This window comes from Nostoc sp. (assembly GCF_036919575.1).
Taxonomy (GTDB): Bacteria; Cyanobacteriota; Cyanobacteriia; order Cyanobacteriales; family Nostocaceae; genus Nostoc.
Genome location: NZ_JBALBY010000074.1, coordinates 1 through 15,318, shown reverse-complemented (window position 1 = coordinate 15,318; position 15,318 = coordinate 1). Strand labels below are relative to the sequence as shown.

General features: G+C 41.6%; 10 protein-coding genes and 1 pseudogene. 7 read left to right on the top strand and 4 right to left on the bottom strand.

What is annotated here, in order from left to right; all coding sequences use genetic code 11:
* Positions 1–273 precede the first annotated feature (273 nt).
* Entirely contained in the window at positions 274–924 is a 651-nt protein-coding gene (locus V7K27_RS19320) for a peptidoglycan-binding domain-containing protein (protein WP_334949704.1), read from the top strand.
* Here the strand turns inward: V7K27_RS19320 and wecB are convergent.
* Both wecB and V7K27_RS19310 read right to left on the bottom strand, forming a co-directional pair.
* Positions 921–2,030, bottom strand: coding sequence for a non-hydrolyzing UDP-N-acetylglucosamine 2-epimerase (gene wecB / locus V7K27_RS19315; RefSeq protein WP_334949703.1), 1,110 nt, complete (start codon positions 2,028–2,030; stop codon positions 921–923). The genes V7K27_RS19320 and wecB overlap by 4 nt on opposite strands.
* Before the next feature lie 266 nt (positions 2,031–2,296).
* Positions 2,297–2,668, bottom strand: coding sequence for a hypothetical protein (locus V7K27_RS19310; RefSeq protein ID WP_334949702.1), 372 nt, complete (start codon positions 2,666–2,668; stop codon positions 2,297–2,299).
* Between the two features lie 732 nt (positions 2,669–3,400).
* Here V7K27_RS19310 and V7K27_RS19305 point away from each other — a divergent pair.
* The 4 genes from V7K27_RS19305 to V7K27_RS19290 all read left to right on the top strand — a co-directional run bounded on the left by V7K27_RS19305 (position 3,401) and on the right by V7K27_RS19290 (position 10,627).
* Complete coding sequence (locus V7K27_RS19305; RefSeq protein WP_334949701.1) at positions 3,401–4,687, top strand: type IV pilus twitching motility protein PilT; 1,287 nt, start codon at positions 3,401–3,403, stop codon at positions 4,685–4,687.
* A gap of 439 nt (positions 4,688–5,126) precedes the next feature.
* Positions 5,127–7,835, top strand: a complete 2,709-nt coding sequence (locus tag V7K27_RS19300; protein ID WP_334949771.1) for an MGH1-like glycoside hydrolase domain-containing protein — start codon at positions 5,127–5,129, stop codon at positions 7,833–7,835.
* 663 nt (positions 7,836–8,498) lie between these two features.
* Positions 8,499–9,932, top strand: a complete 1,434-nt coding sequence (locus tag V7K27_RS19295) for a sensor histidine kinase (protein ID WP_334949700.1) — start codon at positions 8,499–8,501, stop codon at positions 9,930–9,932.
* Between the two features lie 20 nt (positions 9,933–9,952).
* On the top strand, positions 9,953–10,627 hold the full coding sequence (locus V7K27_RS19290) for a response regulator transcription factor (protein WP_334949699.1): 675 nt from the start codon (positions 9,953–9,955) through the stop codon (positions 10,625–10,627).
* 296 nt (positions 10,628–10,923) lie between these two features.
* On the opposite strand, the gene V7K27_RS19285 is transcribed toward V7K27_RS19290, so the two are convergent.
* Together V7K27_RS19285 and V7K27_RS19280 are read right to left on the bottom strand one after the other, a co-directional pair.
* Positions 10,924–11,244 (bottom strand): RNA recognition motif domain-containing protein, encoded by a 321-nt coding sequence (locus tag V7K27_RS19285; RefSeq protein ID WP_334949698.1) that lies wholly within the window; start codon positions 11,242–11,244, stop codon positions 10,924–10,926.
* Between the two features lie 359 nt (positions 11,245–11,603).
* A pseudogene (locus tag V7K27_RS19280) lies at positions 11,604–12,779 on the bottom strand (group II intron reverse transcriptase); the annotation flags it as partial.
* Here V7K27_RS19280 and V7K27_RS19275 point away from each other — a divergent pair.
* Together V7K27_RS19275 and V7K27_RS19270 are read left to right on the top strand one after the other, a co-directional pair.
* Positions 12,719–13,255, top strand: a complete 537-nt coding sequence (locus V7K27_RS19275; protein WP_334949697.1) for a hypothetical protein — start codon at positions 12,719–12,721, stop codon at positions 13,253–13,255. The pseudogene V7K27_RS19280 and the gene V7K27_RS19275 sit on opposite strands and share 61 nt — an antisense overlap.
* Before the next feature lie 11 nt (positions 13,256–13,266).
* Positions 13,267–15,318, top strand: a 2,052-nt coding sequence (locus V7K27_RS19270) for a recombinase family protein (RefSeq protein ID WP_334949696.1), incomplete at its 3' end; no start/stop codon positions are given.

Genomic DNA, 15,318 nt, shown 5'->3' with positions numbered 1-15,318 from the left:
CCTGAGCCTGCGCCGTTCGCGCAGCGTCTCCAAGAGTTGGGTCGAAGTGCTGGCCTGAATCCCCCACTGATACCGCCACGGAAAGCGAGTGCGTGAGCGTCTTCATTCTGAATTCTGAATTCTGAATTCTGCATTCTTCTTTATTTTTTCTTAATTTCGCTACCAGTAAAAACCTGTTGAAAGGTAGAGATATAAAATATACTAAGAATAAATACAGAGAATAACCAAGTAATTCTCTGGAAGTACTCATTTTTGTATCTAAGGGAGCGCATCATGGAATATCTTGCTTATTCTCACATGTTTATTGCTCAAGAAGCATCTGGAAACACCAAATTTCAATGGAATTGGAAAAAACTTTTTAAATCTTCCGACATAGTTATTGCTCAAGAAGAGGCATCTGGAATCACCAAATCTCAATGGAATTGGAAAAAACTGCTTAAATCTTCGGCTTGGTTAGCTTTAGCTGGCGTTGGTGTATTACTTGTTGCTGTTACCCAAATTGAAATGAGTTCGGCTGCATATGTCAAGACTAATGGCAGTTGTTTACGTATCCGTACAGGCCCAAGCAGCAACTACTCATATGTGGACTGTGTACCAAATGGCGCAACACTTCCAGCGATTGAAAGGTATGAAAACGGTTTTGCTAGGCTTTCTACGGGTAGATACGTTTTTGCCCGATGGATTGGTGACAAGCCTAACAATCCTAGTGTGACTAGACCTGGTGGTGTTGGCGGTTCGGTGATTCTTACCCCTGGTTCTAAAGGTCTGCTTGTCAGAGACGTTCAAACAGCTTTAGGTAATCTCAGAGTTGACGGAATTTACGGTCAAGAAACTGTTAGCCGAATCCGCAGCTTTCAGGCAAGTAAAGGTCTACTTGTAGATGGTGTTGTCGGCCCCGAAACTCGGTCAGCTCTGGGTATTTAGCCCAAGTAATTTTGCACAATCTGTAAAATGCGCTCTGCTGCATGACCATCGCCAAAGGGATTGATGGCATTTGCCATTGCTTCATAAGCATCTGGATCACTGAGTAACTCCGCAGCAGCTGCAAAAATGTTCTCGCTCGTAGTACCTACAAGTTTAGCTGTACCAGCTGCAACAGCCTCTGGTCTTTCGGTGGTGTCTCTCAAAACCAGTACTGGTTTTCCTAAACTGGGGGCTTCTTCCTGCAAGCCACCAGAGTCAGTCAGCAAAAGATGCGATCGCCCAATTGCTCCCACCAATTCGCCATAATCTAGAGGTTCTGTCAAGAAAATTCGGGGATGATTCCCTAAAAGTTCCTGCAACGGGACTCGCACTGTCGGATTGCGGTGCAATGGTAAAAGCATTGCTGTATCTGGAAACTTGTCTAAAATTTGTAAAAAACCCTGAGCGATCGCTTCGAGTGGTTCTCCCCAATTCTCCCGGCGATGAACTGTTGCCAACAAAACGCGATATGATTCCCAGTCTAACCCTGGCACATTGCAGACTGCTTGGGTTGCAGCTACATTCAACAGCGCATCAATTACCGTATTACCCGTCATGTGAATTTCACCCAAAACACCCGAACGGTGCAAGTTCTCCACAGCCCAAGGAGTCGGTGCAAAGTGCAGGTGAGTAATTTGAGAAATCAACCGCCGATTAGCTTCTTCTGGATAAGGATTGAATAGATCATCAGTTCTTAACCCTGCTTCTACATGACCGACAGGGATTTTTTGATAAAAAGCTGCCAAAGCTGCGGCAAAAGCCGTGGTAGTGTCTCCCTGCACCAGCACTAAATCAGGTTTTTTCTCCTGGAATAACGCTTCTAACCCTTGTAAACTGCGGCAGGTAATATCATTTAGAGATTGCCCAGCCTGCATAATTTCCAAGTTATAATCTGCCTTGATGTTGAACAACTGCATAACTTGCTCAACCATCTCCCGATGCTGTCCAGTTAGAATTACTTGTAACTCAAAACCTGAAAACTTCTGGAAAACCTGAATTACTGGAGCTAGTTTAATCGCTTCTGGACGAGTACCCAAGATAATGCAAACGCATTTTTGATTAGTCATTTGTCATTTGTCATCTGTCATTTGCCAATCGTCAATGGTTTATGGTTAATAGTCAATAGTTGGCGGTCAATCATCACACAAATCATAAATATAAAATGATAAATGACACAAAATATCAAAAAACCCAGATGAACTGGGCAAATGCACTATTTATCGATTCAACTGTAATGACTATATCTTGATCTCACAAGTTCAAATCCCAAAGAGCATGAAAAAACCCGGCTTAACCGGGCAGACGCACTGTTTGTCCTATTTACCTGTAATGACTACTTGATCTCACAAGTTAAAGGGCAAGCAGCATAAACAGTAGTCTGCATTTGGTCTGCCTCTCCATGCAACCAGCTTAACCATTTGATTTGATTAGGATGAACTCCTTTAACAGTTAGCACACCCGCAGCCAATACAACGGCGATGACATTAAACATGATTAAAGCGCCTGCTACAAGCAAAACTGCACTAACAGGCATCACAGATTGCAAGACAATTGATAACAGACATCCGACCGTCGCCATTAAGACAACTAGTGGAAAACCGACAACCAACAAGCATACTGCCAATGTAAAAGTCCATATTAAAAAGCTTTTAATCATCAACAAGGAGTAGGTCTTTCCTAGATTAGAGCTTTGAGCAGAAACCATGACTTTTCCTCCTAAAAATACACAACAAATTTTAATTTCAGTCAGTTCTCGCTTTTGGCGAGTCTAAACTAATTCGTTCCTCAGTGAATTTCAGTATATAAAAACTAATCGGGAAAATGAGCATTTATTTACTAAAGTTTACAGTTAATTTTTTGTAATTATGAATTTAAAGTCAAGTTTATATCTATTAGAAAAACTTATTTTATGCATCCATCTTTAGGTATAGAACCTAAAAGGTATGAGCTTTTAACCTTGATCCCCAGGATATTGCTCCGATTCAACTTAACATTTCTTATAAAAATTAGTAGTGGCTCTCATAATTCATAGATGGGCTGAATAAATGATCTGCTAGTGTTTGTGCTGTTAATTGCTGGCAATTTGTGTCCATATCGGAGATAAATTTCTCATCTAAGTCTTGAGAATATTCATGTTTGATTAAAAGCATTATAAATTACTGAAAATCTATGTATATTTACTGCTGCATTTTGAGTCCCTGTGTGTGTTAAACCAAGTTAGATAGGTTAAATAACTTCTCTCAATCTTCCGAGTAGTAAAACTTTAGGCAAAAAAAGATACAAATCGAGGTGGATAAAATGGATTGACCGTGGTTTTAGAGTTTCAATCGCCTCCCATCACCGCCGGGGCTTCACGCAAGCATCTTCCAAAAGTCATCAAAGCAAGTGACTTGACTTCTCGCTAATTCAACTTTTTAACTGCCAAATTTTAAGATATATGACAGAATCACAATCTTCATTAAATTCTAATCCTGCTGCCGGACGTAACGTGCCACCAATGCCGCCACCAATGCCGCCACCACCGCCAACCTCTAGTACGCAGCGGCAGATGACACAAACATTGGATATGTCTATGGAGCGGGGCGCCAACGCACCTGTTGCAGGTCATCGTCCGGTTGGTCCACCGCCAATACCTAGTTCAGTTCGCCCTCAAAACAGCATTCCACAAATCACTTTAGCGAAGTTAATCAGGGTAGCTTACGATGAGGGATATTCTGACTTGCACTTGGGTGTAGGTGAAGTACCCCGCTTCCGCAGCCGAGGAGAAATTCAATCACTGGATTATCCAGAAACAGATAAAGAAACTTTCATGAATTGGTTGCGGGAGGTAATGACTGAGGGAGAAATTCAGCGCTTTGAAGAGAGCTTAGAATTTGACGGAGCAACTCAGTATGACTTTGCTCGCGTGCGGATTAATGTTTTTGGCTCCCTCAAAGGGCCTGCAATGGTGTTGCGGTTGATTCCACTGAAAATCTTAACTATGGAACAGTTGAATTTACCCCCAATTTTCCGGGATATTTGTCATTACCACAAAGGTTTAATTTTGGTGACTGGACCCACTGGTTCTGGTAAGTCCACCACAATGGCAGCGATGGTTGACCACATCAATAAAGAGATGGCCAAGCATATCATCACCATTGAAGACCCGATAGAATTTGTCCATCAAAGCCGCAAGTCTTTAGTTAAACAGCGCGAAGTCGGAATGCACACCCGGAAATTTGACAATGCTTTGAAAGCAGCTTTGCGGGAAGACCCAGATTTGATTCTGGTGGGGGAAATGCGGGATAAGGAAACGGTTAATACCGCCCTAAAAGCCGCTCAGACTGGTCACTTAGTTATGGGAACTCTGCACACCAATAGCGCTGTTAAAACCATTGAGCGGATTCTCAATCTCTTCTCTGGTGACGAACAGGATGCAATGCGGGTGGCAATTTCTGAGTCTTTAGTGGCAATAATTGCTCAAGGTTTGTGTCGCACAACTGACGGCAAGCGGGCTGCTTTCCACGATGTGCTGATCAATACTGAGGCTATTAAAGAATGGATCAAAGACGGTAAGTATGATGAAATTGGCGAGTTGATGAAACAAGCTGGGTTTGACGGCATGATTACGATGAATCAGTCGTTGCTCAATCTCTATCAAGATGGTCGCATCACTGAAGAAACTGCTTTAGAAATGTCACCAACTCCTAACGAAATGGCGCAGTTTCTCCGAGGTCGAGTTTAAGTCTGGCTATCTGCTCTACAGTGAGTTTTTATTTGATGCTGTGCCAAATTAGTGTCATTGAGGGTGTGAAGTCTAGAATCAGCACGGGGAACTTAGAGGCTGCATCAACACAAATTGTTGCAAGCCTAAAGTTTATAAGACTCAGCTTGATCACACGAATTTGTCACGGTGTCATTTAATTTATCAGTATAGAAATGTTGAATCTTTCGTTAAGCGATCGCAACCCTAATTGAAAAATCGGAACCATATTCAATGCAATAAATATAGGTTAGCTTGATTTAGTAACTAAACTTAATCTGAGTTTTCCTGAGTATATCCTACATTTTATTTACCAATTGCCCTATAAATTTTTAATCAAAACTTCAGCACGATCTCAGTTAAAAAAGGGATACTCAAGATGGCAAATTAATTAAAGTGCAGATATGTAGGGGATGATATGATGACAAATCTAACCCAAGAAGAAATCAGATTAGCAGAAGCCTTGAGTCACAAAGCTCACTGGCGTAGATGGGGGCCATATTTGAGCGATCGCCAATGGGGAACGGTGCGTGAAGACTACAGCGCAAACGGTACAGCCTGGGACTATTTCACCCACGATCAGGCTCGTTCTCGCGCCTACCGTTGGGGTGAAGATGGTATTGCTGGTATTTCTGATAACCATCAACGGCTTTGTTTTGCGATCGCACTTTGGAATGGCGAAGATTCTATTCTCAAAGAAAGATTTTTTGGTCTAAATGGTAGTGAAGGGAATCATGGAGAAGATGTTAAGGAATATTACTTTTATCTAGATAATACCCCTACCCATTCCTACATGAAAGCGCTTTACAAATATCCCCATAAAGCCTTTCCGTACTCCCAATTAGTCGCAGAAAATCAACGCAGAAATCGTCACGACCCAGAATTTGAATTACTAGATACAGGTATATTTGATGAAAATCGCTACTTTGATGTATTCGTTGAATATGCTAAGGATTCTGCTGAAGATATTCTCATCCAAATTAAAGTAGTCAACCGTGGGTTAGAAGTAAAGACACTACACCTGTTACCTACTCTCTGGTTTCGTAATACTTGGTCTTGGAATGGGCATACTAGCAAACCTACTTTAAAAGAGGTCGAATCGGGTAATGGCTTTCATGTGGTTGAGGTGTTTCACTCAACTTTAGGTAAAAGGTGGCTGTATTGTCAGGAAGCAAACGAAATTCTCTTTACAGAAAACGAGACAAATTATCAGCGAATATTTGGCTCTCCTAATTCATCTGCCTATGTCAAAGATGGGATTAATGACTACATCGTTCATGGTAAAAAAGAGGCGGTAAATCCAAATAAAGTTGGTACTAAAGCATCTGCTGATTATTTGTTAACACTAGGTGCAGGCGAAACTAAAATTGTGAAATTGCGATTGAGTGATCTACCCAATTTAGTTGAGCCAGTTGGCCAAGAGTTCGATACAATATTTTGGGAACGACAACAGGAAGCAGATAAATTTTATCAGCGCGTCACGCCATTTCCACTCAGTGAAGATATGCGAAATGTGCAACGACAAGCATTTGCGGGAATGCTGTGGAGCAAGCAATATTATCATTATGTTTTAGAGGATTGGCTGAAAGGCGATCGCAATACACCACCGCCACCTCCAGAACGCCAAAAAGGTAGAAATTGGGAATGGTTTCATCTCTACAATAAAGATATTCTTTCTATGCCTGATAAATGGGAATATCCTTGGTTTGCAGCTTGGGATTTGGCATTTCATACTATTCCTTTGGCACTTATTGACCCCGATTTTGCTAAATATCAGTTGGATGTTTTAACACGGGAATGGTATATGCATCCTAATGGGCAAATTCCTGCCTATGAATGGGCATTTGGTGATGTTAATCCCCCTGTTCATGCTTGGGCAACTTGGCGGATTTACAAAATTGAACAGAAGATATATGGACGAGCAGACACACAGTTTTTAGAACGGGTGTTTCAAAAGCTAATGCTCAATTTCACTTGGTGGGTGAATCGCAAAGATGCTGAGGGTAACAACGTCTTTCAAGGGGGATTTCTCGGTTTAGATAATATTGGTGTATTTGACCGTAGCGCGGCTTTACCTACAGGGGGACACATCGACCAATCTGATGGTACTAGTTGGATGGGAATGTATTGTTTAAATATGTTAGCGATCGCTCTAGAATTGGCAAAGACTAATCCTGTTTACGAAGACATTGCTAGCAAGTTCTTTGAGCATTTCCTTTACATTGCCGATGCCATGAATAAAATTGGCGAAATGGAAGCCAGTTTATGGAATGAATCAGATGGATTTTACTACGATGTGCTGCATTTATCTGAACGGCAGATTACCTTAAAAGTCAGGTCAATAGTAGGATTAATTCCTCTGTTTGCCATTGAAAGTATTGAATCAGATACTTTAAAAATGCTTCCCGGTTTTAAAAAGCGATTGGAATGGTTCATCCAAAACCGTCCTGACTTGCGGCAAAATGTGGCTTGTATGGAAACAAAAGGAGTGGGTGCGCGGAGGTTATTGGCGATCGTTTCCAGAGATAAGCTCAGAAGTATTCTGCAAAAAATGCTGGATGAAAGTGAGTTTTTTGGCCCTTATGGCATTCGCGCACTTTCTAGATTTCATGCTGAACATCCTTACACTTTTGATGTCAACGGTTCTCAATTTCGGGTAGATTATGAACCGGCTGAATCTAGCAGTGGTTTATTTGGTGGTAATTCTAACTGGCGCGGTCCCGTCTGGTTTCCAGTGAATTTCATCCTCATTGAATCTCTGCAAAAGTTTCATTATTATCTAGGAGACGATTTCAAAGTGGAATGTCCTACAGGTTCTGGTCAAATGATGACACTTTGGGAAGTTGCATCAGAATTATCTCAAAGGTTAACCAGAATTTTCTTGCAAAATGCCTCTGGTGAACGTCCTGTTTATGGTGGAATCCAAAAGTTTCAAAATGATCCACACTGGCGAGATTTGATTTTATTTCATGAGTATTTTCATGGTGATAACGGAAGCGGAATTGGAGCTAGTCATCAAACTGGCTGGACAGGTTTAGTTGCGAAATTAATCCAGCAATTTGGTGAATATGAAGCACAGGATCAAGAAGCAGAAATAGAGAAGGATAAAGAAGCGATCGCTCTAATATAAGGATATCCAAATCTGATCCTCCCTAGCCCTCTTTAAAACCAAATATTTGTAAGGTTAAAAACCACATATTTCGTAGGGGTTTAGCATTGCTAAACCCCTAGAACATGGTCTATTTACGATCAAATTATAATTAAGAAAAGCCTGAAACTACCTATTTTCCTTAATCCATATCACGATGAATTTGTACAGTGCGTAAGTCCTATAAAGAGCAAGGTTTACTTTCAGCGCTTGTGTTCATACAAGAGTACAAAGGTAAACCAGACAAGAGTATAAATTTTAAGGTAATTCTCAGCGTAAACTAATTTAATTATTATTAAATCAATTTATATTATTCTTATAGAAAGATTTGTATAGTTGAGAATGCAATAAAATAAAAATATTTAGCAATCTTTTTGGAATGGCTGCCATTTTCACTGTAGGGATGCAACAGAGGTAAGTTCAAATCAGCTATAACTAAAGATGTAGCAGTTGATAATAACTTTACATTTACAGCAAATTTCAAGTTAGTAAAGTACACAACGATTCGTCTCAAACCCAGGTATAAAGCCTGTTTTACTTCTGAATTCTGAATTCTGAATTCTGACTCCTGAATTCTGAATTCTGCTGTAGCAGTCCGATTTTATTGATAAAGCCTTTTTAAACACCTCAAACGCAACCAGAATAGTGAAGCAAATCAGAAAAGTTTGGATAAATATAGACCCATTTTCTTTACAGTCACGCCTCACGGTTGGGATTGCAGCTTTTTCAGCTTTGGTATTAGGTAGCCTTGCTACATGGACTAGTTGGAAAATGCAGCAAATTTTAGTTGATAGTCATAATAATAATATAGAAGAAATCGCCAAGCGCTTACCGCGAGATGTGCAACTTTATAGTGAAATGATGCAACCTGAAACTGGGTTGCAAAAGGCTATTAATAACTTGGCAAATACCAACACATTATTATGGTTAAAAAGTCCTGATAATAAAATCTTGGTTAAATCTGCCACTTTAGATTTATTATCTGATACTACGGTAGCTGAGTTAATGTCCCTGACGAAGATGCAGATTAAACCACAAGTTTACAAAGTAAACCAAAGCTACTTTGTTTTATGCGGTAGTTCTGTGCAAGTGCAGGGGAAGTTACTGGGTGAGTTATTTGTAGTAAAAGATATTACCCGCGAACAGAGAATGTTTGTAGTAATGGTACAGAGTTTAGCTATTACTAGTGTTTTGGCAATTATTATCCTAACTACTGCGATCGCACTTTATATTAGGCGTTCTCTGCAACCTCTGCGCCAGCTAAATCAAATGGCTTCGACCATTTCTGCTGAAGATTTAGGACAAGCACAGCTATATCTTGATAATGCACCCAGCGAAGTCAAAGAATTAGCTCAAACCTTAACCATGCTGTTATCGCGTCTCTCCCAATCTTGGGAGCAAGAGCGAGAATTTGTGAGTAATGTTTCTCACGAGTTACGTACACCTTTGACAATTGTACATGGTTATTTGCAAAGTGTGTTGCGAAGACAGAATAACTTAACCCAAACCCAACAAGAAGCTTTAGAAACTGCTGCATCGGAAGCTGAACGCACTATCCGCCTGCTACAAGATTTACTTGATTTAGCACGAGCAGATAGCGGTTACTTATACTTTCAAATGAAATCTTATGTGCTGAATGACTTAGTTGAAGAAGTTGTAGTCATGGCAGAAAAATATAGCGATCGCGTCATTACAATCGAGTCAAAAGTTTATCCAATTGAGGTAAAAGCAGACTACAGTCGCCTGAAACAAGTATTATTGAATTTAATTGATAATGCTGTTAATTATTCTGAAGCTAATACACCCGTAATTTTTAAGTTAAATCAGCTTCAAGACAAGGCAATTATTCAAATTTGTGACAAAGGTTATGGTATTCCTTTGCAACAGCAAGCACGGATTTTTGAGAGATTTTACCGCGTAGATGAATCCCGCTCTCATGCTACTGGGGGTTGTGGTTTGGGTTTATCGATTGTCAAGACACTTGTAGAAGGTATGGGGGGTAGTGTAAGTGTGCAATCAAAGTTAGGCGAAGGGAGTACGTTTACAATCAGTTTACCTACATATAGCAGTTTAATCTGACATTACCTAGGAGCAAAAATATGACAGCACATATCCTTTTGGTAGAAGATGAAGTCAAACTGGCGCGATTTGTCGAATTAGAACTTAGTAGCGAAGGATACCAAGTAAGTGTCGCCCATGATGGCATCGCAGGTCTAACCCTGGCGCGAGACTCATCGCCAGATTTAGCGATTCTGGATTGGATGCTACCAGGACTGACAGGCTTGGAAATTTGTCGCCGTTTGCGAGCAACAGGCAATGCAGTACCAGTAATTTTGTTGACAGCAAAAGATGAAGTGAGCGATCGCGTGGCAGGATTAGATGCAGGAGCCGATGATTATGTGGTTAAGCCCTTCAGCATTGAGGAACTACTAGCGAGAATTCGCGCCCATCTCCGCCGCACGCAAGAAACAGATGAAGATTTGTTGCAATTTCAAGATTTAAGCTTAAATCGCCGCACCCGTGAAGTATTTCGGGAGAAACGAAGCATTGAGTTAACAGCAAAAGAGTTTGACTTATTAGAATATCTCCTTTCACATCCCCGTCAGGTATTTACTAGAGATCAAATTCTAGAGAAAGTTTGGGGTTATGACTTCATGGGTGATTCTAATATTATTGAGGTTTATATTCGTTATCTGCGACTCAAGTTAGAAGAAAATAATGAAAAGCGTTTGATTCATACAGTTCGTGGTGTAGGTTATGCACTGCGTGAGTAATCATCAGAAGTCCTGCTGAAGAGAGAATTCAGGAGTCAGAATTCAGAATTCAGAATATGATTATGAAACGCTATAATATTTTTTCAACATGGTTGTGGGGTGGGCATCTTGCCCGCCTTCGGCTACGGGCTCTCGTGTCGCCCACCCCAGAAGAAATAGTTGAGTATTTTTTTATTTGGAAGTCTCAAAGCGTCCCAACCGAAATTATTTAGAGTCAAAGTTTTGCATAGAAAAGGCTCAAGCATTGCTACCTGAGCCTTTTCTAAATTCAATTAAGTTACTTTCGTCTATTTAGCTTAGTAGCGGTTACGGTTGTAGCCGCCGCCACCGCCGCCGCGATTACCACCACCGAAGGAAGAAGAACCACCTCTGTCTTCTCTGGGCTTGGCTTTATTTACTTTCAAGTCACGGCCAAGCCATTCAGCACCATCAAGGGCTTCAATGGCTTTTGTTTCTTCATCTTCTGAACTCATTTCCACGAAAGCAAAGCCGCGTAAACGACCTGTTTCACGATCAGTAGGTAGCTGAACACGTTTTACAGCACCATATTCTGCAAAAACAGCACTCAGCGCATCTTGTGTAACTTCATAGGAGAGGTTACCTACGTAAATTGACATTAAATGTCTCCAAAATCATAAGTTTGTAGAGATTTAGATTTCGGAGAGAAGTCTGTAATACCAAAAGGGAAAAGCCTGTCAATACTAAAAACAAACACTGTCGCCGAATTAATTCTCATTTCACTTCCCATGATGGCATAACAACTAACTTTCTGGGGAAAGTTTGAAAAACTGTTATAAAAAGTTATATAAGCAGTTGATAGCTAGGTGCTGGCTAGTCCCAAAACGGGTGAGGCTATAGGGAACCGCACCCACGAGATCAACTAATCCACTGGTTGAGTCGATGGGGGATATTATTCCCCGCACCTCTCAGTTAAATCTGGGCGTGCGACTTTCATCGCACCCAGCTTCCGATGTTCTTAGCTTGCACTTTTGCTCATGTGTTTGTAATCGTGGCAACTCTCGTGGATTGCTTCAAGATTATTTTTCTTCCAGTTGGCGTGATTTCCATCGATGTGATGCAGGTGAACCCGTTCTTCCTCGATGAACTTTAAGCCGCAGGAAGCACATCTATGGTTTTGCTTCTTAAGAGCAATAGAGGTTTCGCCATCGTAGAGCTTACTTTTGCGTTCGCTCCAGTAGGCTATATCTCCGTCGTAAGGTGATTTAATTCCTTTGACAGAAACGTGTTTGTTTTCGGAGTGAGGAACCTTTGGGAATGCTTTATCTAGTATTTTCTTGCTAGAGTCGCGGTTTTGCTTGGTTTCCTTGTTGAATACCGTGTAAGCTCTTTTTTGGATGTGGTATAACGAGTTTCTAGACCCGTTCATCTTGCAGAACTTATGGTAGTTTCTCCAACCTCTAACTACCGGGGCTAATTTCTCAGCCTTTGTGGTAGCACCATAATTCGAGTTGTTGACGATGTGTTTTACTTTCTTGCGAAAAGCTTTGAAGTTGTCCACTGAGGGAGTACTTCTAAACTTTCCATTGCTCTGCACTTTGAAGTGCCAGCCGAGGAAATCAAATCCATCTGTCGCGGCGGTAACTTTGGTTTTCTTTTGGCTTACATTCATTCCGCGTTTGCGGAGGAACTCGCTGATTCTTTCAAGTATCTCTGTTGCATCATCTTCGGGTCGAAGTATAATAACCATGTCATCCGCGTATCGGATTGATGGCTCGTTGATTCGCCCGTTGGCTCTGTATCGGTGGATACTTTCGATTCCATTGAGTGCGATATTAGCTAATAGTGGGCTGACCACTCCCCCTTGAGGTGTTCCTTGTTCGGGGAATTCTGGGTTGACTCCTGCTTTTAGGCATCGGAAGATACCGAGCTTTAGTCCCTTTGGGGCAATGAGTTCGTCCATTATTGCTGAGTGGTTAATCCTGTCGAAGCATTTTTCGATATCGAGTTCAATAACTCGTTTTTCTATTCCGTTGCAGTTGGAGCGGAGATTTACGAAGATGTGCTTTTGTGCATCGTGGGCAGAGCGCCCAGTTCTGAACCCGTAGCTCCTAGCGTGGAAAGTGGCTTCGTGTGCTGGTTCAAGTGCATATTTTGCGAGGCATTGCCAAGTTCTATCCGCAATGGTTGGAACAGTACAGTAAGACTGCACATAACTTCAAGTCACTTTTGAGAAGTTGTGTCACCATCATCAATCCCATCCACCCGTTATGTGGTCAGTCAGTTGTAATACAGCAAATTCGTAAAGTTGGCCAAGAGACTAAATTAACTGTAGAAAGTCCTTTGGGAGGATTTTTGTCTCTACCAGCAACGGAAACCGACCTATGGACACAGCAAGCTTTCACAGTCCAAACAGTCGGGAAGTTTTTACCTGAGAAATTACTGCAATTAAGCGAATGGGTAGCAGGGCGATCGCAAATTATAACGTCCGAATCTTCTTGTGTTCTTGATGATATTGAAGTCGAACACAAGAAAAAAAATGAGGAAAAAGCATCTACTAGCAACCGCTCAACCCAAAAACGAAGAAAGGCTAAGTCGCCTCATAAAGCTAACAGCACGGTTAGTGGACAAAATACTCTCTACTCAACAGACAGAGAAAGCGATAACTAGGAGTAAACCAGATGAATAATAAAATTAGTTCAACCCATCTGGAACGCCGTGCTGTTGTGTATTTAAGACAGTCAACACCCAATCAGGTAGAATTTCACCGTGAAAGTACTGAGAGACAATATGCCCTAGCTGACCGTGCATTAACCTTGGGTTGGGACAAGAGTCAAATCGAAGTATTGGATAGTGACCTTGGTAAAAGTGGTCAAACTACAACAGGACGCGAAGATTTTCATCGACTAATGGCTGCTGTTGGTTTAGGGGAGGTGGGGGCTGTTTTGGCTCTGGAAGCTTCAAGATTTTCTCGTTCCCAAGCAGATTGGCATAAACTTTTAGATATCTGTGCCCTAACGGATACCTTGGTAATTGACCACGATGGGATTTACGACCCAAATGATTTTAATGACCGAGTGATACTGGGGTTTAAGGGAACTTGGAGCCACACGGAACTACATGGTATGCGCTTACGGTTACAAGGAGCCAAACTCAATAAAGCTAAAAAAGGAGAACTGCGCTGTTCTCCACCTACTGGCTATGTCTACGACCCAGAAGGTAAATTGGTACTAGACCCAGATGAAGGTGTAGTTGCCGCAATACAGTTAGCCTTTCAAAAGTTCCGCGAACTTAGAACAGCATTTAAGGTGATGCGCTACTTTTGTGTAAACCAAATTCCTTTCCCAAGAAGACGTTGGCGACCTGGGGATATTGGTACACTTCATTGGGGAAAAGCCTTCCTTAGTCGTATAACTGCCCTACTGCACAATCCAACTTACACAGGAACATACGTATATGGTAGACGACGCAGTTTTAATGTAATTGAGGCTGGGCAAATAAAGAAGGTTAAAATCCAGCAACTACCCCAAGAAGAGTGGAAAGTAATCATCCACAACGCTCACGAGGCTTATATGAGTTGGCCAGAATATTTATCTAATTGTGAGCGACTCAGACGCAATTGCCCAATTTCTTTATCAGATGGATGTCCAGGCACACCAAGAGTTGGCTTTGCTCTCCTCCAAGGTTTAGTAATTTGTGGTAAATGCGGTCGTCGTATGAGTCCTCGCTACCACGGTACTGGTGGTTGTAGAGCAGCTTACGAATGTACCCAAGCTCGTAAACAAGATGGTAGCGTTGGTGCTTGCTGGAGCGTTGCGGGAGCAGCAATTGATACAGCCGTTTCCGCTCATGTGCTGTCAGCTTTTACGGACGAGCAACTAGACATTTCCCTTGCTGTCCTATCTGAACTTGAAAATATTGCAGATGAGGCAGATAAAACATGGCAACTGCGACTGGAAAGGGCACGTTATGAAGCTGAAAGAGCTTTTCGACAATATGATGCAACCGAGCCAGAAAATCGTTTAGTCGCCCGTACACTAGAAAGGCGATGGAATGAAAAATTACAACAGTTAGCAGAGTTAGAAGAGGCATACCAAAAAGCTCGCCAAGTACAACGGCTGGAATTAACAGCAGTGCAACGGCAACAAATTTTACAGTTAGCCAATGATATTCCCACACTTTGGCACGCCAGTACTACTACGAATCTTGAGCGTAAAGAAATACTAGGGTTGTTAGTAAAACAAGTTGCTATCACCCCAATTGATGCTCCAGAACGTTCCACTCGTGTCCAAATACTCTGGCATACAGGAGTTACAAGTGAATTGATTGCGACACGCCCAACAAATGCAGAAAAATTCCGAACACCCAACCAAGTCATTCAACTCATTGAAGAATTAGCTGTGGGTCGAACTGATAGCGAAATTGCTCATGAACTCAATCGCCGAGGTTTGGTGGGTGGTACTGGGCGTGCTTTTACGAAAAAAGGTGTCGCCTGGATTCGTTGGAAGTTTGGGATTGAAAAGCCTTTAAGTAACCCACAAGTAGCACACTTAGGGGTTAGTCCAGAAGGTTATTATTCCACCAGTGCCCTGGCTGAAAAACTTGGTGTTGGAATTCATACTGTCTATTACTGGCGAGACAAAGGAATTATTCAGGCATTCCAAGAAACTCCTAGAAGTCCTTGGTGGTATATAGTCACACCCGAAATTTTAGAGACTTTACGTGAAAAAATC

What these genes read in the sequence shown, in the direction of transcription:
- V7K27_RS19300 (WP_334949771.1), top strand. Translation starts at nt 5,127, where the DNA reads ATGACAAATCTAACCCAAGAAGAAATCAGATTAGCAGAAGCCTTGAGT.
- V7K27_RS19320 (WP_334949704.1), top strand. Translation starts at nt 274, where the DNA reads ATGGAATATCTTGCTTATTCTCACATGTTTATTGCTCAAGAAGCATCT.
- wecB (WP_334949703.1), bottom strand. Translation starts at nt 2,030, where the DNA reads ATGACTAATCAAAAATGCGTTTGCATTATCTTGGGTACTCGTCCAGAA.
- V7K27_RS19290 (WP_334949699.1), top strand. Translation starts at nt 9,953, where the DNA reads ATGACAGCACATATCCTTTTGGTAGAAGATGAAGTCAAACTGGCGCGA.
- V7K27_RS19285 (WP_334949698.1), bottom strand. Translation starts at nt 11,244, where the DNA reads ATGTCAATTTACGTAGGTAACCTCTCCTATGAAGTTACACAAGATGCG.
- V7K27_RS19310 (WP_334949702.1), bottom strand. Translation starts at nt 2,668, where the DNA reads ATGGTTTCTGCTCAAAGCTCTAATCTAGGAAAGACCTACTCCTTGTTG.
- V7K27_RS19305 (WP_334949701.1), top strand. Translation starts at nt 3,401, where the DNA reads ATGACAGAATCACAATCTTCATTAAATTCTAATCCTGCTGCCGGACGT.